The organism is Halobacteriovorax sp. YZS-3-1, assembly GCF_047084945.1.
Classification (GTDB): Bacteria; Bdellovibrionota; Bacteriovoracia; order Bacteriovoracales; family Bacteriovoracaceae; genus Halobacteriovorax_A; species Halobacteriovorax_A vibrionivorans.
In genome coordinates this window covers 1,965,165-1,982,219 of the sequence record NZ_JBKIYI010000001.1, presented here as the reverse complement: position 1 = coordinate 1,982,219, position 17,055 = coordinate 1,965,165, and the positions used below count along the sequence as shown (strand labels likewise).

General features: G+C 36.9%; 17 protein-coding genes. 10 read left to right on the top strand and 7 right to left on the bottom strand.

Going from position 1 to position 17,055, the window contains the following annotated elements; all coding sequences use genetic code 11:
* Positions 1-39: 39 nt before the first annotated feature.
* Genes ACMAZI_RS09435 through ACMAZI_RS09425 form a run of 3 tightly spaced genes read left to right on the top strand, consistent with a single transcriptional unit; the run spans position 40 to position 2,511 of the window.
* Complete coding sequence (locus tag ACMAZI_RS09435; protein ID WP_412473295.1) at positions 40-693, top strand: ATP-binding cassette domain-containing protein; 654 nt, start codon at positions 40-42, stop codon at positions 691-693.
* The gene (locus tag ACMAZI_RS09430; protein ID WP_412473296.1) at positions 680-2,065 is read left to right on the top strand and encodes a hypothetical protein; all 1,386 of its coding nucleotides are present in this window, start codon (positions 680-682) and stop codon (positions 2,063-2,065) included. Before ACMAZI_RS09435 ends, ACMAZI_RS09430 begins: the two co-directional genes overlap by 14 nt.
* On the top strand, positions 2,017-2,511 hold the full coding sequence (locus ACMAZI_RS09425; protein ID WP_334678648.1) for a thioesterase family protein: 495 nt from the start codon (positions 2,017-2,019) through the stop codon (positions 2,509-2,511). Before ACMAZI_RS09430 ends, ACMAZI_RS09425 begins: the two co-directional genes overlap by 49 nt.
* A 48-nt stretch (positions 2,512-2,559) precedes the next feature.
* Here the strand turns inward: ACMAZI_RS09425 and ACMAZI_RS09420 are convergent, their stop codons facing one another.
* The 6 genes from ACMAZI_RS09420 to ACMAZI_RS09395 form a co-directional block, all read right to left on the bottom strand.
* Positions 2,560-3,543, bottom strand: a complete 984-nt coding sequence (locus ACMAZI_RS09420; protein WP_115363780.1) for a hypothetical protein — start codon at positions 3,541-3,543, stop codon at positions 2,560-2,562.
* Between the two features lie 122 nt (positions 3,544-3,665).
* A complete protein-coding gene (locus ACMAZI_RS09415; RefSeq protein ID WP_120404703.1) occupies positions 3,666-5,060 on the bottom strand; it encodes an L-serine ammonia-lyase in 1,395 nt (464 codons plus the stop codon).
* Between the two features lie 37 nt (positions 5,061-5,097).
* Positions 5,098-6,603, bottom strand: coding sequence for a fibronectin type III domain-containing protein (locus tag ACMAZI_RS09410; protein ID WP_412473297.1), 1,506 nt, complete (start codon positions 6,601-6,603; stop codon positions 5,098-5,100).
* 79 nt (positions 6,604-6,682) lie between these two features.
* A complete protein-coding gene (locus ACMAZI_RS09405; RefSeq protein ID WP_133296989.1) occupies positions 6,683-6,967 on the bottom strand; it encodes a hypothetical protein in 285 nt (94 codons plus the stop codon).
* Between the two features lie 44 nt (positions 6,968-7,011).
* Complete coding sequence (locus ACMAZI_RS09400) at positions 7,012-7,626, bottom strand: 3'-5' exonuclease (protein ID WP_115363772.1); 615 nt, start codon at positions 7,624-7,626, stop codon at positions 7,012-7,014.
* A complete protein-coding gene (locus ACMAZI_RS09395) occupies positions 7,613-8,665 on the bottom strand; it encodes a trypsin-like serine peptidase (protein ID WP_412473298.1) in 1,053 nt (350 codons plus the stop codon). The genes ACMAZI_RS09400 and ACMAZI_RS09395 overlap by 14 nt, the downstream gene beginning before the upstream one ends.
* Positions 8,666-8,787: 122 nt before the next feature.
* On the opposite strand from ACMAZI_RS09395, the gene queA reads away from it, so the two are divergent.
* The 7 genes from queA to ACMAZI_RS09360 all read left to right on the top strand — a co-directional run bounded on the left by queA (position 8,788) and on the right by ACMAZI_RS09360 (position 15,179).
* Positions 8,788-9,846 carry a tRNA preQ1(34) S-adenosylmethionine ribosyltransferase-isomerase QueA gene (gene queA, locus ACMAZI_RS09390; RefSeq protein WP_199506674.1) on the top strand — a complete coding sequence of 353 codons (1,059 nt, stop codon included), beginning with the start codon at positions 8,788-8,790 and terminating at the stop codon, positions 9,844-9,846.
* Positions 9,847-9,852: 6 nt separating this feature from the next.
* Complete coding sequence (gene tgt / locus ACMAZI_RS09385; RefSeq protein ID WP_115363768.1) at positions 9,853-10,971, top strand: tRNA guanosine(34) transglycosylase Tgt; 1,119 nt, start codon at positions 9,853-9,855, stop codon at positions 10,969-10,971.
* 25 nt (positions 10,972-10,996) lie between these two features.
* On the top strand, positions 10,997-11,335 hold the full coding sequence (gene yajC / locus ACMAZI_RS09380; protein WP_115363766.1) for a preprotein translocase subunit YajC: 339 nt from the start codon (positions 10,997-10,999) through the stop codon (positions 11,333-11,335).
* 24 nt (positions 11,336-11,359) lie between these two features.
* Positions 11,360-11,665, top strand: coding sequence for a twin-arginine translocase TatA/TatE family subunit (locus ACMAZI_RS09375; protein WP_115363764.1), 306 nt, complete (start codon positions 11,360-11,362; stop codon positions 11,663-11,665).
* Positions 11,666-11,786: 121 nt separating this feature from the next.
* Positions 11,787-13,496: a protein translocase subunit SecD gene (gene secD, locus ACMAZI_RS09370; RefSeq protein WP_115363762.1), complete on the top strand. Its 1,710-nt coding sequence runs from the start codon at positions 11,787-11,789 to the stop codon at positions 13,494-13,496.
* Between the two features lie 14 nt (positions 13,497-13,510).
* Positions 13,511-14,440, top strand: coding sequence for a protein translocase subunit SecF (secF, locus tag ACMAZI_RS09365; RefSeq protein ID WP_120404706.1), 930 nt, complete (start codon positions 13,511-13,513; stop codon positions 14,438-14,440).
* Complete coding sequence (locus ACMAZI_RS09360; protein ID WP_412473299.1) at positions 14,427-15,179, top strand: hypothetical protein; 753 nt, start codon at positions 14,427-14,429, stop codon at positions 15,177-15,179. The genes secF and ACMAZI_RS09360 overlap by 14 nt, the downstream gene beginning before the upstream one ends.
* A gap of 22 nt (positions 15,180-15,201) precedes the next feature.
* On the opposite strand, the gene ACMAZI_RS09355 is transcribed toward ACMAZI_RS09360, so the two are convergent.
* Positions 15,202-16,920: a hypothetical protein gene (locus ACMAZI_RS09355; RefSeq protein WP_115363756.1), complete on the bottom strand. Its 1,719-nt coding sequence runs from the start codon at positions 16,918-16,920 to the stop codon at positions 15,202-15,204.
* Between the last annotated feature and the right edge of the window lie 135 nt (positions 16,921-17,055).

Below are 17,055 nucleotides of genomic sequence, written 5' to 3'. Positions count from 1 at the left end.
CTGTTTAAAGTTAATCATATATTCATTAAGGCAGTTCTTATGAGTTCAAATTGTATCCTCGATATCAGAAACCTTGCTTATACTTATCCCAGTGGTGAAGTTATTTTCAAAAATCTAAATCTTCAAATCAATAAAGGAGAATTTGTTATTCTTCTTGGAAAGAACGGTTCAGGTAAGAGTACTCTTGTTAACTTACTTCTTGGTCTTCGCCATCCTCTAGACGGATCTGTTAGTGTTTTAGGGCTGTCACCATATAATAATAAAAGGCATGAGTTATTTAAGTCTTTATTTTTAAACTCACATGATCTCACTTTTGATGAGAATTCTCGTGTTGGATACATTCTTGATAATTATAAGATCTTGTATCCAAATTATAACTCTCAAAGAGAAGAAGAGTTATTGATTAAATTTGGCCTAGATCGAGATAAGTATGTTTATGAACTTTCTACTGGTATGAAGGCCAGAATACAATTTATTGCAGCGATAAGCTCTGAAGTTGAGTTTATTTTAATGGATGAAATTACTGCTGTCCTAGATAGAGCTGCTAGGAAGTTACTAGGTGAAGAACTAGCAAAAGAGTGTAAACGCGGTAGAAGTGTTTTGATGGCAACAAATATTCCTGAAGACACTACTTTTAATAGTAATCGTGTTGTGATGATTCAAGATATGGAGCTTTGTGATGAAGCAGCCTAGTATTGTAAAAAGAATTATCCTTTCTCACTTTGCTGAAAATAAGAAATTATTTCTCATTAAAACACTGTGTGCTGTCTTACTGGCATTTGTCATCTATGGCGTAAATCTATTCTTCGATATTTATGCATTACCAACATATTTCATAAGTCTTTTAGGTTTCTGCCTTTATTTAAATAAGTCAAAGTCGAGATTCTTTTTTTGGAAAGGCCCCCAGGGAGTCGATTTCTATAGCTTTGCGCTTCCTCTGAGTTACAAAGAAAAAGTTGTAATTAATATTGCTCAAAAACTTTTAGGAAATCCTTATACTTCTATAAGTCTTCTGTATCTAGCGAGCTATATCTTTGACGATATTTTTATCGGCTATTCTTTAACAGAACGTATTCTGTTTTATGCTTTAGCTTTGGCTCAAATTCCGTTTCTGTATTCAATACTACCTACAGTGAACTTTATTGATAAGGTCGCAATTTTTAAAACAAAAGGTGATATAAGAATATTGTTAATTAATATCCCCTCATTTCTTTTGATAATAACTCTTGTTGGTGCAAATCTTTTACTAGTTGTAACTATTCTTGAATCGATCTTTGATAATAGTAAGGCCCCTGATTTTCCAATCGTTCTCTTTGTTCTCTTTTTTGACTTGATGTTTGTTAGAAGAATATTGATTGGGGATAAGACTGAAAATGAACACGAAATTACAAGATTAATTAAACTTAACTTCAGAGATCAATTGTTTCAGAATTTAAAGTTTATAGGAACTTTAGCAACAATACATATTGTTATTTTATTTTTTGTTTTTCAAATCTCCCATGAAAATGAGTCTGCTTATGGAATAATGAGACTTTATCACTTGCAGGAATCACCAAAGGCCTTAACTCTAATTAAAAACAAGGATAAATCCGAGTTTGTTTCATATTATAAAACTGGCATGAGAGAAGATTCAAAATTAGAATGGTTAAATGATAAGTTTATATATAAAAATATTATTAAATATGACCGTTTAGAAGTACTAAAAGACATTATCAGCGTTAGTGAATCAAAGTATGATAAAAAAGTCTGTCAGGTATTTGATTATAAAGAATGTCCTGATAATTCTCTCTTGATTCATGCAATTGCTAATAATTCGAAAAAGATATTAGGATATCTATTAAATAATAAAAATTATAAGATTGATGGTTTTGATTTTAATGACGCCGTAGTTAAAGCTGCCAAGGAATGTAATGGACGTTCAATTGCTGCAATTATGGATTCTAATGTAATATCAAAAGATACAGAAGCGATTAAGACAGAGGTTGTTGATATTCTTACTTATAATTCTACAGGAAAGTGCAAGGTTGCCATGCGAGATCTTTTAAAGCAACACTTGAAGAATTAGAACTTCTGTCATTTAATACTTGTATGGCAAGAATCAAATTAAGTGTTCCAAATAGGGAACCAGACTATAGAACTCAAATTGAATTAACTGTTAATTTCATCAACTATGGTAACCATATGGGAAATGATGCAGTGGCAACTCTTTGTCACGAAGGTCGTCTACGTTTCCTAAAGTCTATTGGACATACAGAACTTGATTGCTTTGGGAAGTCTCTTATCCAGGCCGATGCTGCCTATATGTATCGTGGTGAGGCTTTTTACGGTGATCTCCTCGAGGTGGAAATGTATGTCGAAGATATCAATGAGTACGGATATGATCTCTTATATAAGTTTAGCTGTGGAAGTAAAACCATTGCCTTTGCTAAGAATGGAATTGTATTCTTTGATTATGAAACCCGTAAATTAAGTAAGGCGCCGCAAGAGTTTTTAGATCATTTTAAGAAATAAAAAAGGCCTCTTAAATGAGGCCTTCTTTCATATTTATATATAGCTATATTACATCTTTTGAAATTGTTCTAGGTATCCATGATACTTTTGAACCTCGCCATCACTTTCTTGCTCATAAGTAAGCTCTGGAAGAATAACGTTATCAAGAATATTTTTTACACGCTTGTCAATTTCTGGTCTCTCACCGATCTCTAACATGAAGTCATACGTTGACAGGGCCTCTTCGTATTTTTCATTTGTTTTCTGCTTGTTTGTCAGTGTCGATTTTTCAAGAATCGATGGGAAGGCAAGCTTTCCAAGCTTTCCTGTCATTAGGTATAGGCCTGCTGACATTATCTTTACATCAGAGCTATCCATTGAGTCTTTAATTGCAAGTGCTAAGATCATATCAATTCTTGCATTAAGAAGTGCGATAATCATTTTACGATTTGAGTATGTCATAAGCTCTCTTTCAGCTTCTGTTAGGTTTGCTCCCGCATATTCTCTTTTTAAAGTTGACTTTAAAATATCGTAGAATGAAACTGCAGTGAATTTGTTCTTACTTGCATTCTTTTCTTGTAAGAAGTGTTTCTCATGCATTGCTACGGCCATTGCATAAAAGGCCTTGTCATAATTGTATTTTTCGAATTTCTTAGGTTTGCTCCAATCTAGATGTATAGGGGTAAGCTTTCCATCTTCAATCTTATCTTCAACTTGTGAGTAGATATCTGTTAAGTTTCTAATAAATTCTTTTGAAGCATCAAGAAGCATCTCTCTTCTTGAAAAGCTATCATCATATGATGTTCCTGGGTTCCAAGAGTTGAATTCTAGTGCTTTATAAAATTTTGCTGCTGCTGTGATCTTTCCAGCAATATCAATTTTAGGGTCTCTTACTTTTTCCATCTGGTTATCTCTAGCACCAGATGCCATACCAGAGCGTGCTCCTTGGGCCGTTGTCTCAAGGTTATTTTCAATTTGTTTGATTTTATCTTTAACTTTTGAACATGACACAAAACACATCGTCATCGCGCACATAAGTAGCAGCTTCTTCATATTCTCTCCCTAACTTTCTCTAATCAATTGTTCTATAAAATATGTTTTTCTATGATAGCTAGAAGGAAATTGAAAGCCTTTGAATTAACGTATGAAATAAGTAACGTGTCTAAGTAACTGATTTAACATTCAGTGACATTAACAGCTAAACCACCACGACTAGTTTCTTTATACTTGGTTTGCATATCAGCACCTGTATCTTTCATGGTTTTGATAACTTTATCGAGGCTAACGTAGTGACTTCCGTCTCCACGCATTGCCATTCTTGCAGCATTTATTGCTTTTACTGCACCCATTGCATTTCTTTCAATACATGGGATTTGCACAAGGCCACCAATTGGATCACAAGTTAGCCCTAGGTTATGCTCCATTGCTATCTCTGCTGCGTTTTCTATCTGTTCGTTAGTTCCACCAAGAACTTGGGCAAGACCTGCTGCTGCCATTGAGCAAGCAACGCCAACTTCACCTTGGCAACCCACTTCAGCGCCAGAAATTGATGCATTCTTCTTGTAGAGAACGCCGATTGCTCCTGCAACGAGTAAGAAGTCGATAACCTTATCAATTGTAGCGTCTTTAACAAACTTTAAATAATACTTCACAACGGCGGGGATAATTCCTGCTGCACCATTTGTTGGAGCTGTCACAACTTTTCCGCCTGATGCATTTTCTTCGTTAACTGAGATTGCAAATAGGTTTACCCAGTCCATAATAGTAAGAGGATCAAGGTTTTTCTGGCAGTCTTTCTTTAGTAGAGCTGCATGGAGCTTCTTTGCTCTTTTGTTTACCTTTAGACCGCCTGGAAGTTGGCCTTCTGCTTTTAGGCCCCTTTTAATACAACTATTCATTGCATCCCAAATAGCAAGCATTCCTGTGTTGATTTCATCTTCAGTGCGCCAGCTTTTTTCATTGGCCTTAATGAGTTCGCAAATCGTAAGATTATTCTTCTTTGCTTGAGATAGTAATTCATCTCCACAAGTGAATGGATATTTAACTTTGCTTTCGTGTTGTGAGAATATGTCGCCTTTATTATTTTCACCCTCAGCGATTATAAATCCACCACCGATTGAGTAATAAATTTTCTTAAAAAGTTCTTTTCCATTTTCATCAATTGCTTGAAAGCACATTCCGTTCGAATGAAAATCTAGTGTTTGACTGCGATGAAATAAGATATGCTCACGAGGATTAAAGTCGACAATTTTGGCGTGCTTATGATCTTCATAAAATTCTAGTTTATGTGCCTTATTAGCGCGTTCAAGGATTCCATCGACACGATCTGGACAAATTTCTTCTGGAGTGTGTCCACTTAGGCCTAGAATTATTGCCGTATCTGTTCCATGGCCTTTACCTGTAAGAGCTAAAGAGCCATAGAGTGCTGTTGATACAAGTTGAGTTTGCTCATAGAGTCCATGTTCCATGAGACGATCCATAAAGTCCTTAGCGGCCTTCATTGGTCCAACTGTATGTGAGCTACTTGGCCCAATTCCAACTGAGTAAATATCAAAAACACTTAAATTCATGAGGGATTTATAGCAGATGATTACTAATCTCGCTAGATTAGTTCCACTTATCTTCAAGGTATGTATGAATAGTGTTCACAGTAGTGGCATCAGGTGGATCATTAAAGAGCATAAGCTCCATAATATCAGCGTTTAAATAGCCTCCGTCACCACTGAGAGTGCCGTTGTGGTCGTTTGTATCACCTGAGTAAGAACCAAGGGATATTGTCCCTGAATGGGCGTAGAGAAGTGACGTTGAGGTTGTCGATCCTATTGAACTTCCGTTGACGTAGCAAGTAAGGTCGCCGTCAGGCCCCGCTGGCCCAGTGTAATTTGTGTAATCAAAGACCCAAGTTACGTGGTAGATGGTATTTGTTGAGATTGGCGCTGAGACAAAGGTAAATGGTTGGATACCATCGCCATCGTCAGTCAAATTCCAGAACCCACAATAGAGATTATTGCCACTAATATAAATATTCATTCCTCGTGATGAGCCACCTTCTTCATAGATAACTTGGAACGTATTTGTATCGGCCGAAGTCTCAAAAGAAGCGGTGATATTTCGTTGATTTGTCGTGGCCGTATTTAGGTCAGCATGGTTTGCTACAGATAGGTTTTGAGTACTACCATTAAAGACAACGTGGTTATCAAGATTATCAAATGAAGGGGATGCATTGCCTGTATAGAAATTATGAACATTAGCTGAGCCAGATGTATCAAGCCAATCCTGAACAAACCCGTTGAAAGCACCATTGGCCGCATTCTTTCCAGTGTTATCTAGCATAGAAGATAAGTCATTAGCATCCAGTCTAACGACCATATTTGGAAGAGAAGTTGCTGGATTAAAAACCTGAAAAGCTACAGAGTCCTGACTTATGCTAAAACCAGCACCATCATAAGCAGTTAATGTAATATAGTAATTAGAGCCCTCTGTTAGTGTAAAGCTTGCTCCGTCCACACCGTCACGTAATTTATAACTTGTAACATTTCCGATATCGATCCAGCCTTGGACATTTGTAAGACCTGGGTTTGTTCCAATAGCAATTTCGTAATGATCGATTTGGCAATTATCAACTGCAGCGCTCCAGGTTGTTGTCGTTGATGAACTTACTGTTGCATCATCTGCTGAAACATCGGGAACGCCAAGAGAAGTGGGTGCAGTATTATCCCAATAAAAGCTAGGTGTTGTAACTGTTGCTGATTCAACTGCTGTAGTGCCAACTGCTTTAACAGATGGATAATAAGGAGTGCATTCAGTTAGGCCAGTTAGAGAGACTTCTGTATGTGATGTTGCTGTGGCGATATTTTTCCATGGCACAAGTTCAGCTCCACCAGCTGTTGTTCCTATTGCGTATTCGATATGACTAAAAGATGCTGGGTTAGTCCAAGTTACTTGAGGGGCATCTTGTGGAAGGCCCCCTGTAATGACTGTGCTGGCAATTGCAGCACCAGTTGGTGCTTCTTGTGTAACCGGAGTCACTGAGATTCCAGACGCTCCATCAACCCCTCCTGAACAAGAGGTAAAAAAGAGTATAAATATAGGTAAAATGGCGTATTTAAACATAATTTGTTCTACAAAAATTATAGAACAATGTTCAAAAATATGATTTAGGAAATTTTTTTCCTAATCTAAGTTGTTGAAATTAGTTTCCTCTTGAGTCAGGATAGATACATCGGTCCCCGCAGTGCTCTTCTATGTCCTGCCACTTCGGTCTCTGCTCTAATTCATACTTAAATTTATACTCTTCTTCAGATGATGGCCTTCTGATTTTCTTATCGTCATCCTTGGCCGCCTCTTCGTAAGGATTATCCATTTCAAAACTATTAAATTGATAAGGACCGGGTTGATTGCTTGGGGCCCCTAAGACGTCAATGGCTGCCAATGTGAGAAGAATTGCAAAAATATACTTTAAATACTTCATATCCATAAGCATATTTTTGATAAAGAATGTTGGGATTTAATGAATAAAGTTTACGATTCTTTCAACTTTAGGGCCTGATAAAGCTTTAGTGAAATCCAAGCATCTGTGGCCGCATAACGAATCTGTGGTGGCGTCAACTTTGGATTTTCCCAGTTAGTAAGCTTTGCTGCCTTGGAGATCTTGCGATTCATTAGAAGTCCCGTTAGTGACCTCAGCCCAAGTGTGACATACCCAGCTTTCTTGGCCAGATCCTGAACATCAATCACGCCTTTAGCCGTTATCTGAAAGTGTTTCTTTAAATCACGACAGTCATCTTTAATGGCAACACCTGTCTTAATAATATCTGGATTTTCGAGATATTCTCTTAAGTAATCTGGGCATTGAATTAGATTAAGGCGAAAAAGATAGCACTCATCTTCAAAAGAAACCTGAACAAGGCTGATTTGAAAATTATCGCTCTTTTTAAAAGAAGGCCTTGATTCTGTATCAAGGCCTGTAATTGAATTATCTTCTAAATGTTTTTGAAAGCTCTCTTGCGCTTGTTGCGACTTCTCTTCCGTATCAATTAAGTGGATCTTTCCATCAAAATCAATAAGCTCAAGCTTATTAATTTCTTCTTTACTAATACGTCCATTTTGGACTTTCTTTGTTTTAGAATCCTGCATTTAAGATCTCTTCAACTTCTTCAACGACTTCTTCTTCATCTTCTTCTTCACTGATAAGTACATTTTGGTTTATGAAAAGTGGACCTAAAACCTTCTTTAAAACATAGTCGTGGTTTGCTGCTGCGATTTTCGTTACAGTTTCACCCATTGCACCTTTTGATGGATAAGACATACGGTCACATTTCTTACCTTGTCCTTCACACTTATTTACGCGGTAACACATTTTATCGTAGTCAAAAACATAGTCGATTTCACCTGCAACAAGAATTCCTACAACTTCATCTTTCGAATTTAGAACAGGAGAACCTGAATTTCCTGCAAATGTATCAAGATCAGTTGTTACATCATTTCGATATGGTTTATTTGTTACAATTTTTGCATCACCAGATACCTTAAGTGGTAGTCCAGTAGGGTGGCCAGCAACATAAATATCAGTACCTTCTTTTACTGCAGTTGATTTAAGATTTAGCTTTAGTGGCTTCTTATCTGCTGCGCGACGATCCAGTTCAACGACTGCATAATCTAGAAGACCAGTGTAAGATGCTGCAACAACTCTCTTACATCCATATACTTCATTCTTTTCAATGACTAATTTTCCATCTGAGTTTACAGAAGTTGCCTTGTAGTTAAAGACCCATTTATTTTTCTTACAGCTATCTGATACTGTGTCTGCTACTTGAGTCCCGCCCTTAATCATGCAGTGACCTGCAGTCATAAGAAGGTTTTCACCAATTAAAAAACCAGTACAGCTAGATATTGTTGGTTCAGATCTGAATTTCATATCTGAACACGTTGGGTAACCTCTATGAGATTTTAGAGTAGGAAAACTCTTAAAAATCGAGTCCAGAACTTCACCTGATTCTGATCTCGCAAAAATATAACTTGGTACCATTGCTGCAACACTATCAACAAGAAATCCTTTGTCAGATTCTTCAATACTAACGCGATTATCCTGGCCGTAGATTACTTTATTCATGGCCATAGCATTTGTTGAAATAACTAATGAAAGTGCAGCGATTTTAAATAATTTGTGCTTCAAGATTCCCTCTCTTTTAATTTTTGTAAGTTTTTGCAGTTTTCTCTAATATTGAACATAAGAAAGTTGTAATTTGAAAAACTTACATGATGACGATTACCTAATTTCACGCTACTATCCGCCCTATGGATAAGCCTATAAATAAAGAAGATTTGCAACTGTCTGCATATGACTACGATTTGCCTAAGGAGCTAATTGCGACTAGGCCAGTTGAGGGACGTCATCATTCGCGTCTTCTCGTCTATAACTGTCAGACTGATACAGTTTCTCATCACACTTTTAATGAGTTAGTTAATTTTCTACCGCAGGAGACAACTCTTGTATTAAATCAGAGTAAGGTGTTTCCATGTCGTCTAAAAGGTAAGAAAGAAACTGGTGGAAGTATTGAGGTCTTTTTTCTAACTGTTGAGCCAAATAAAGATGGCCTATATCGCGCTCTTGTTAAGGCCAATGGGAAAAAGAAAGCTGGTGATATCTATCATTTTGAAGACGGTCTTAAGATTGAAATCAATGGAAATATAGAAGGGGAGTTTTTGATTCGACCTTCTCTCATTGGTAATGATCTTATTAATTATTTAAACGCACATGCTCTTGTTCCAATTCCTCCTTATATTCGAGGAGGAGAGTCTGATGAGCAAGATAAGAAAGATTATCAAACAGTTTTTGCTAATGAGTTGGGAAGTGTTGCTGCACCAACTGCTGGCCTACACTTCACAGATGAACTTCTATCAAAAATAAAAGAAGAAGGTCACGATATTGCCAAGGTAACATTACATGTTGGGCTTGGAACATTTGCTCCTGTTAAAGTCGATAATCTAGAAGATCATAAAATGCATAGTGAAAATTATTGCGTTGATAAGAATGATTTTGAAAAGATTAAAAATGCAAAAAAACGATTTGCTGTTGGGACAACAAGTTTAAGAACACTTGAGACGATATGGCAGGCAGGAGTTGAAAACTATACTCCTGGTGAACTTAAAGACACAGATATTTTTCTTCATCCAGGTGTGGATGTGAAAAGTATTGATGGTTTAATAACGAATTTTCATCTACCAAAATCGACACTACTTATGCTTGTTAGTGCGTTAATCGGTCGTGAAAAGACTCTTGAATTATATGACATTGCTGTGAAAGAGAAGTACCGCTTTTTCTCTTATGGTGATGCGATGTTGATATTGAGGTAATTGAATATGATTAAAGTTGAAGGATATAGCGGTAAGGCCCGCGCAACAACAATTACAACTGAGCACGGTGAGATTAAAACACCTATCTTTATGCCTGTTGGAACTCGTGCATCTGTTAAGTGTATGTGGCAAGAAGATTTGTATGAAATGAATGCACAAATTATTCTTGGAAATACTTATCACTTATACTTAAGGCCAGGGCATGAGCTCATTGAAAAAGTTGGTGGTGGCCTTCATGGCTTCATGAATTGGGATAAACCAATCCTTACTGACTCAGGTGGATTCCAAGTATTCTCACTTTCAGATATCAATAAAATTACAGAAGAAGGGGTGACTTTCTCTTCACATATCGATGGGTCAAAGCATCTCATCTCTCCAGAAAAAAGTATGGAGATTCAAAAGGGCCTAGGCTCAGATATTGTTATGGCATTTGATGAATGCCCAAAACTTCCTGCTACAAAAGATACTCTTCGTGAAAGTATGGAGCTAACTTTAAGATGGGCCAAGCGTTGTATTGATTATAAGCTTCGCGACTATCAAAAACTTTTTGGAATTGTTCAAGGAGGACTCCATAAAGACCTTCGTACGGAATGTATGCAACGACTTGAAGAGATGGACTTTCCAGGCCTTGCTCTTGGGGGACTTTCTGTTGGAGAAAAGAATGAAGAGATGGTGGATTTCCTAAATGACTTTGTTCACACGATGCCTGATCAAAAACCAAGATACCTAATGGGAGTTGGTAAGCCTCTTGATATTCTTAACGGGATTCGCGCTGGAATTGATATGTTTGATTGCGTTCTTCCCACAAGAAACGCTCGCAACGGCCAGTTCTTAACACATGATGGGCCACTTAATATTAAAAATCTTCGCTTTAGAGAAGACACTCTTCCAGCTGATCCTAGTTGTGATTGTAAGGTTTGTAAGACTTATTCACGCTCATATATTCGTCATCTTTATACAACTGGAGAGTTTCTAGCGGGGAACCTTATTACTTATCATAATCTCTATTTCATGATTAAGATGACTCAAGATGCACGACAAGCGATTCTTGATGATAGGTTTGACGATTATTATAAAGAATTTTATAACAGATACACTTCACGAAAATGGGCCGCAGGCCAATAATTTAAAACTCTATTAGGAGAAATTAATGTTAGATTTATTTATCTCAAACGCATATGCACAAGGTGCAGCTGCTGGACAGCCAAGTACTGCTATGAATTTTGTTCCAATCATTGCTGTTGTCGCTATTTTTTATTTTCTAGTTTTTAGACCTCAGAAAAAACAGATCGAAGCAGAAAAGAAAATGCTTGATACTCTTGAAAAAGGTAATCGTGTTTACACAAAGTCTGGAATTTTTGGTACAATTGTTGGGATGACTGAAAAGATTGTTGACCTTGAAATTGCAGAAGGTGTTAAAATTAAGGTTCTTCGTTCACAACTTGGTGGATTAGAAGAAGCAATCCTTTCTAATAAACAAGACAAATAGTCTTATTCTTAAAGAGAGTTAAGTATGTTTGGTGGCTTTGGAGCTGGAGAGTTACTCATTGTTTTAGTTTTTGCCCTGATTTTTATCGGGCCTAAGAAACTACCTGAACTTGCAAAAGGTTTAGGAAAAGGACTAAGAGAGTTCCAAAAGGCCAAAGATGACTTAATGGATCACGTAAATGATGCTGCTGAGCAAAACTCAGCAGCAACTGAAAAAGTCGCCGATCAATCAACACAAAACGATGCGCAGCTCGAGTCTGGGCAGGATGAAGTCGTTGATGCATCACAAGATAAAGTTGAAGCAGAAAACCCAAAATCAAAAGACTCGTAAGTTTCTGAAATTAATCTATTCTTCATATTGTTTTTAAGTAGTTATTCTCATATAATTTTTGTAGTTTATTTAACTCAGATATTGAGAAAATCTAAGAAAACCCAAGGATTAGGAGAATCTAATGAGAAGAGGCTGGTGGTATCGCTTCGTATTTTTACTTATCGTAGCGATCATTTCAGGTATTTCAATAGTACCTACTGCATTTAATTTTAAAGAAACAGATAACTTTCCTGTAAAGTCCAAGATTAACCTAGGTCTAGACCTTCAAGGTGGTCTTTATATGATCCTAGGGATCGACTTTAAGAAAGTTTATAAAGATGAAGTAAAGGGTTATGCACGTCGTGTAGAATTTAGCTTTAAAGATGAAACGGGAAGTGGATTCAAGCTAGGTGATATCGATGCATCAGATCCTCTTGATCCAAAGCTTGAGATTCTTCTGAATTCAGCTGCTGATAATGAAGCTGTAAAAAGTGTTATTCATGACACTTATAATGGTTTAATCAGAATCACAGGTGATACAGGAAGTACGATTTCAATCGCTCTAACTAAGAAAGTTAAAACTGATATCGAAGAACAGTCAGTAAAAAGATCGATTGAAGTTATCCGTAACCGTATTGACGAATTTGGTGTAACAGAGCCAGAAATCGTTTCACAGGGGACAGATCGTATCGTTGTTCAACTTCCTGGTGTTAAGGATATTGAAAGAGCAAAAGAGCTTATTGGTAAAACAGCTAAGCTTGAGTTCAAAATGGTAAATTCTGAAATTGCTCCTGCAACTATCCAAGGTTGGGTATCAAAGGCAAAAGAAGAAGGGCTTGAGTACAAAAAAGGTGAGCGTTTCTCAACTTATGTATCAAAGGTTAATGAATTAGTAAGACAAGACCTACCTAAGGGACATGTTCTTGCTTTTGAGCGTGTGACTAATGCTAAGGGTGATATTTTACAACTTGTACCATACCTTATTGAAGCAACTCCACGTCTTACAGGTGAAGACCTTGAAGATGCAAGAGTTCAATTTAATCCACAACAAAATAATCAACCAGAAGTTGGTCTAAACTTTAAGTCTCGTGGAGCAAAGATCTTTGCTGAAGTTACGGGAGAAAATGTTGGCCGTTTAATGGCAATTACACTTGATGGAAATGTTTACTCAGCTCCGCGTATCAACGGTAAAATTGCTGGTGGACGTGCAACGATTTCGCTTGGTGGAAAGAGTTACAACGAGCAACTGAAAGAAGCAAGAGACCTTGCTTTAGTTCTTAGAGCTGGTGCTCTTCCTGTTCAACTTGATTTCTTAGAGCAAAGAACAGTTGGTCCATCTCTTGGAGCTGACTCAATTGATAAGGCAAGATTTGCTGCCATCATCGGGTGTGTTCTTGTATTTGGATTTATCTTAGTTTACTACAGAGTTTCTGGGATGTTTGCTATTACAACTCTTGCACTAAACGTTCTAATTATCCTTGCGATGTTAGTTGGGCTAGGTGCTACTCTTACTCTTCCTGGTATTGCTGGGATCGCTCTTACTGTTGGTATGGCAATTGATGCTAATATCATTATCTACGAGCGTATTCGAGAGGAGATACGTAAGAATGTAGGCTTCTATAAAGCCGTTGAAAATGGTTTTAATTCAGCATTTTGGACAATTATTGATGCCAATATCACAACTGCACTTGCAGGTATCTGTCTACTAAACTTTGGTACAGGTCCAATTAGAGGTTTTGCGGTAACACTACTTATCGGTATTTTTGCAACAGTTTATACATCTTACTTTGTTTCTAAAATCTTCTTCGAATTCTATATGAATAAAGTTGAAGGTCAGGATTTAAGTATTTAAGGTTGGAGTAATTAATGTTTGAAATAATTAGAAGTAATACAAATATCAATTTTGTAAAAAAGTTTGGGATAACATCAATTATCTCAGCAATATTAGTAATCGGATCTATCTTCCTTATCGCAACTAAAATGAAGTATGGGGTTGATTTCCGTGGTGGTGCTGAAATTCAAGTTAAGTTTCAAAAATCTGAAAACTTAAATGAATTAAGAAAGTCCATGAAGGATGCAGGATTCTCTGGAATCACAATGCAGACAATTGGTGAAGCATCTGAAAATGAATACCTACTTAAGGTTTCGGCAAATGAAGAAAACCTTAATGAAGTAACAGATAAGGTTTCAAAGACTTTAACGTCTAAGTATGCAGCTGACGGTGTTGAGATTAGAAAGGTTGATATCGTTGGTCCAAAGGCCGGTGCGGAGCTTAGAAAGTCTGGTTTCTTAGCAATGCTTTGGGCACTTCTAGCGATTATGGTCTATGTAGGTCTTCGCTTTGACTTTAAATACTCACCAGGTGCAATTGTTGCTCTATTCCACGATGTTTCAATTATCCTAGGTGTTTTTGCTCTTACTGGAACTGAATTCACACTTCAAACTGTTGCTGCCATTCTTGCGGTTATTGGTTACTCAGTAAACGATACGGTTATTGTTTATGATCGTGTTCGTGAGCACGAGGCAAAGTTTGTCGGCCGTGATATTAAAGAGCATATCAACAATGCAATTAACGAAACACTTTCAAGAACAATTCTAACTTCTGGTACAACGTTATTTGTATCAGCAACTATGTTCTTTATCGGTGGTCTTGCTATCCGTGATTTCTTTATGGCAATCACTCTTGGTGTTGTTGTTGGTACTTACTCATCTGTTTTCGTTGCAGCTCCTGTTGTTTTATTATTTGATCGTCTAAGAGATGGAAAGAGTTCAAATACAGTAAATGCACAAGCTTAAGACATTAATTAATTTTAATTTTCTTATATTATCCCTATGCGTTCTTTTTTGGACGCATGGGGTTTTTGCTTATGGTGAGGACTACGATCGTGGCCAGCATCACCAATCAAATGAAGATAAAATAGAGGAGCTACAAGAGTCGATTAATACTCTTTCAAAGCAAATCGAAAATAGTAACCAAGACGAAAGTGGTGATACACCAAATCTAAAAGATTTGAGTGAGAAATTAAAGGCCAGTGAGCTATCGACAAATGGTTCTAAGGCTTTACCCCAAGGACTAGGCACGACAGGTATTTCTAAAACAAATCCTGCTCAAATGCGTATGGCCATCAAAATGATTAATTCTCAATTCAAATACATGCCTGATGATGAAATCGCTCAAATGATTCATTCATCTCTTGAAGGCAAGCCTATGGCCGGCTTTCTTATCAACTCAGAGAGGCTTACAAGCTTTCTCATTGGAATGGTAAAGGATGAAAAGGCCTTACTATACCTTTTTGAATTAACTCAAGATAAGAAGGTTATGAAGCTGGCATTCTTTACGATTATAGGCTTAATTATTATTAACTTCTTTCTAAGACGTAAGATCATTAAAAAAGATGACTTTATCCTCACTCGTTTTGTTAAAGGACTCTTATTCTTTGTAATCTCAACAGGTCTAAAAGTAGGGATTCTTTATTTCTTATATAAAGACTACTTAGGTCCAACGGTGGACATTTTTGTCGAACGTGTTCTCTAAATTTCTTTAAGGCTTTCTAAGATTACTGTTGGGTAATTGGTATACAGGCCATTTTTCTATCAAGTGGTTTGATCGTTGTAGGAATAGATGTTGTGTATCCACTACTTGTTAACTCACTTGAGTGCATAACTTGATATAGCTTCTGATATCCACGTTTTTGAACGTATGGTGCATCTTCATCTGCTGGCCAATAGAAATACGTTGGCTGCGATACAGTATCTGCTGTTGGTTTATAGTGAACACCATTACTTGTTAGGTGGAACCAAATCTTTTTAAGTTGTGACTCACGAATGAACATAACGTCTGCTGGTTTTACTTCTTGTTTATTTCCGTCACCAAGATCGATAACTTCTCTCGGACCTTTGGCAAAGTAGAGACCCTCTGTTGGGACACCAACGATCTCTCCAATAGCTCTAAATTCAATTGTGCTTGAATTATATTCAGCTTCACCAGGACAGATTGCATTTCCAGAATTGTCAGTAAAGAATGGAATCATTGCTAATCCTGAAGAAATTAAGCCTGAGTCTGCTGAAGTACAGGCCTCTGGCATGCCACCATCTTCAACACTTACGTTTGGAGCGACACATGTTTCAAGCGGAGCAAAGTATTCTTTATTTCCACTAACATTAGCACCCATGTCAATCATTCTCTGTTTGATTAAGTAATCAACAGTTCTAATCTCACCATCTTTTATAAAACGCACATCATTTACATCCCATAATGAGAAGTGACCTGGCGTAAGCTCAAGTCTTGAAAACTGTGGAGCATCATCAGTTTGACCTTCTTTAATATAGTCATGACAAAAGATTGTATCACTCACACCTGGTGGTAAGTAAGGTGTAGGGTAGTCAATTGGCATATAGAAGTGCTTTCTAATTGTATCAAGATAAATTGATTGTGATGCATCGTAATTTGGGCTTGTGGCCGTTGCACGGATCATACAAGTGTATTGAGAAACGAGTTTAATCTTTAAATTTCCTTCGTACTCATCATCATCACCTGGTTCAAATAATTTAAATTGTTCGTAATCACTTTGTGCGTTTTCAATTCCAGAGCCTGTCTCTTCGATATGAAAAGTATAAGCTTCCCCAAAACGCGCACCAGTTGATTCTAAATTCGCTTCAAAGAGGTTTGTTCCTTGATAAGTTTTAAGGTTCGTTGCAAATCGTCTTCCATCAATATCTGTAGCTATGAGCTCACATGATGGTGGGTTCGCATCTTGTCCATCTGGAGTATTATCTAAAGCATTATTACAAAAACCAAATAGGTTCTGTAGCTGTTCATCATCTTTTACTTTTGCACCTGGAGTAACACTTCCAAAAATCGTTGCAACAGTAACTTCTTTTTCAAGACATGTCGCTGCACAATCTGGTCCACTTGTTACTGAGGCCACTTTTTGATTCTTACAAATACAAAAGTCATCATCGATAAAAATTGAATCACTTGGTCTTTCAATAACCTCAGGAGGAGTAATACAAACACCTTCAGAAATTTCGATATTATCTAGGATAAATTCTTCAAAATCATTATCGACAAGTATTTTTTCTAATTGTTCTTCATCAGCAACAACTTCACCGTCATTACATGAAGAAGCACAGACATTTCCTTCGTTTAGGAGAAAGTATAGTCCTTCACATGTATCTGAGAATTCCACATCGTCAAAGAATCCGTCTGGACGTGCAACCTGTGGAACACATGAACTAGTTATAAACATGAATAGAATTAGATAAATTACCTTCATTGGCTTAAATCCCTCAAATATCTAAGTACTTAATCGCCATTTTTCTATTACTTCTTTAATTTTAGGTTAATTTCTTACATTTCCTCGTGTTTTTGTCCGTTTTTATGTAATTTCAATGTGTTATAATATGTGGAA

Coding starts and splice junctions, on each gene's coding strand:
- ACMAZI_RS09435 (WP_412473295.1), top strand. CDS start 40: ATGAGTTCAAATTGTATCCTCGATATCAGAAACCTTGCTTATACTTAT.
- ACMAZI_RS09430 (WP_412473296.1), top strand. CDS start 680: ATGAAGCAGCCTAGTATTGTAAAAAGAATTATCCTTTCTCACTTTGCT.
- ACMAZI_RS09420 (WP_115363780.1), bottom strand. CDS start 3,543: ATGAAGAAGCTGCTACTTATGTGCGCGATGACGATGTGTTTTGTGTCA.
- ACMAZI_RS09415 (WP_120404703.1), bottom strand. CDS start 5,060: ATGAATTTAAGTGTTTTTGATATTTACTCAGTTGGAATTGGGCCAAGT.
- ACMAZI_RS09410 (WP_412473297.1), bottom strand. CDS start 6,603: ATGTTTAAATACGCCATTTTACCTATATTTATACTCTTTTTTACCTCT.
- ACMAZI_RS09405 (WP_133296989.1), bottom strand. CDS start 6,967: ATGGATATGAAGTATTTAAAGTATATTTTTGCAATTCTTCTCACATTG.
- ACMAZI_RS09400 (WP_115363772.1), bottom strand. CDS start 7,626: ATGCAGGATTCTAAAACAAAGAAAGTCCAAAATGGACGTATTAGTAAA.
- queA (WP_199506674.1), top strand. CDS start 8,788: ATGGATAAGCCTATAAATAAAGAAGATTTGCAACTGTCTGCATATGAC.
- tgt (WP_115363768.1), top strand. CDS start 9,853: ATGATTAAAGTTGAAGGATATAGCGGTAAGGCCCGCGCAACAACAATT.
- yajC (WP_115363766.1), top strand. CDS start 10,997: ATGTTAGATTTATTTATCTCAAACGCATATGCACAAGGTGCAGCTGCT.
- ACMAZI_RS09375 (WP_115363764.1), top strand. CDS start 11,360: ATGTTTGGTGGCTTTGGAGCTGGAGAGTTACTCATTGTTTTAGTTTTT.
- secD (WP_115363762.1), top strand. CDS start 11,787: ATGAGAAGAGGCTGGTGGTATCGCTTCGTATTTTTACTTATCGTAGCG.
- secF (WP_120404706.1), top strand. CDS start 13,511: ATGTTTGAAATAATTAGAAGTAATACAAATATCAATTTTGTAAAAAAG.
- ACMAZI_RS09360 (WP_412473299.1), top strand. CDS start 14,427: ATGCACAAGCTTAAGACATTAATTAATTTTAATTTTCTTATATTATCC.
- ACMAZI_RS09355 (WP_115363756.1), bottom strand. CDS start 16,920: ATGAAGGTAATTTATCTAATTCTATTCATGTTTATAACTAGTTCATGT.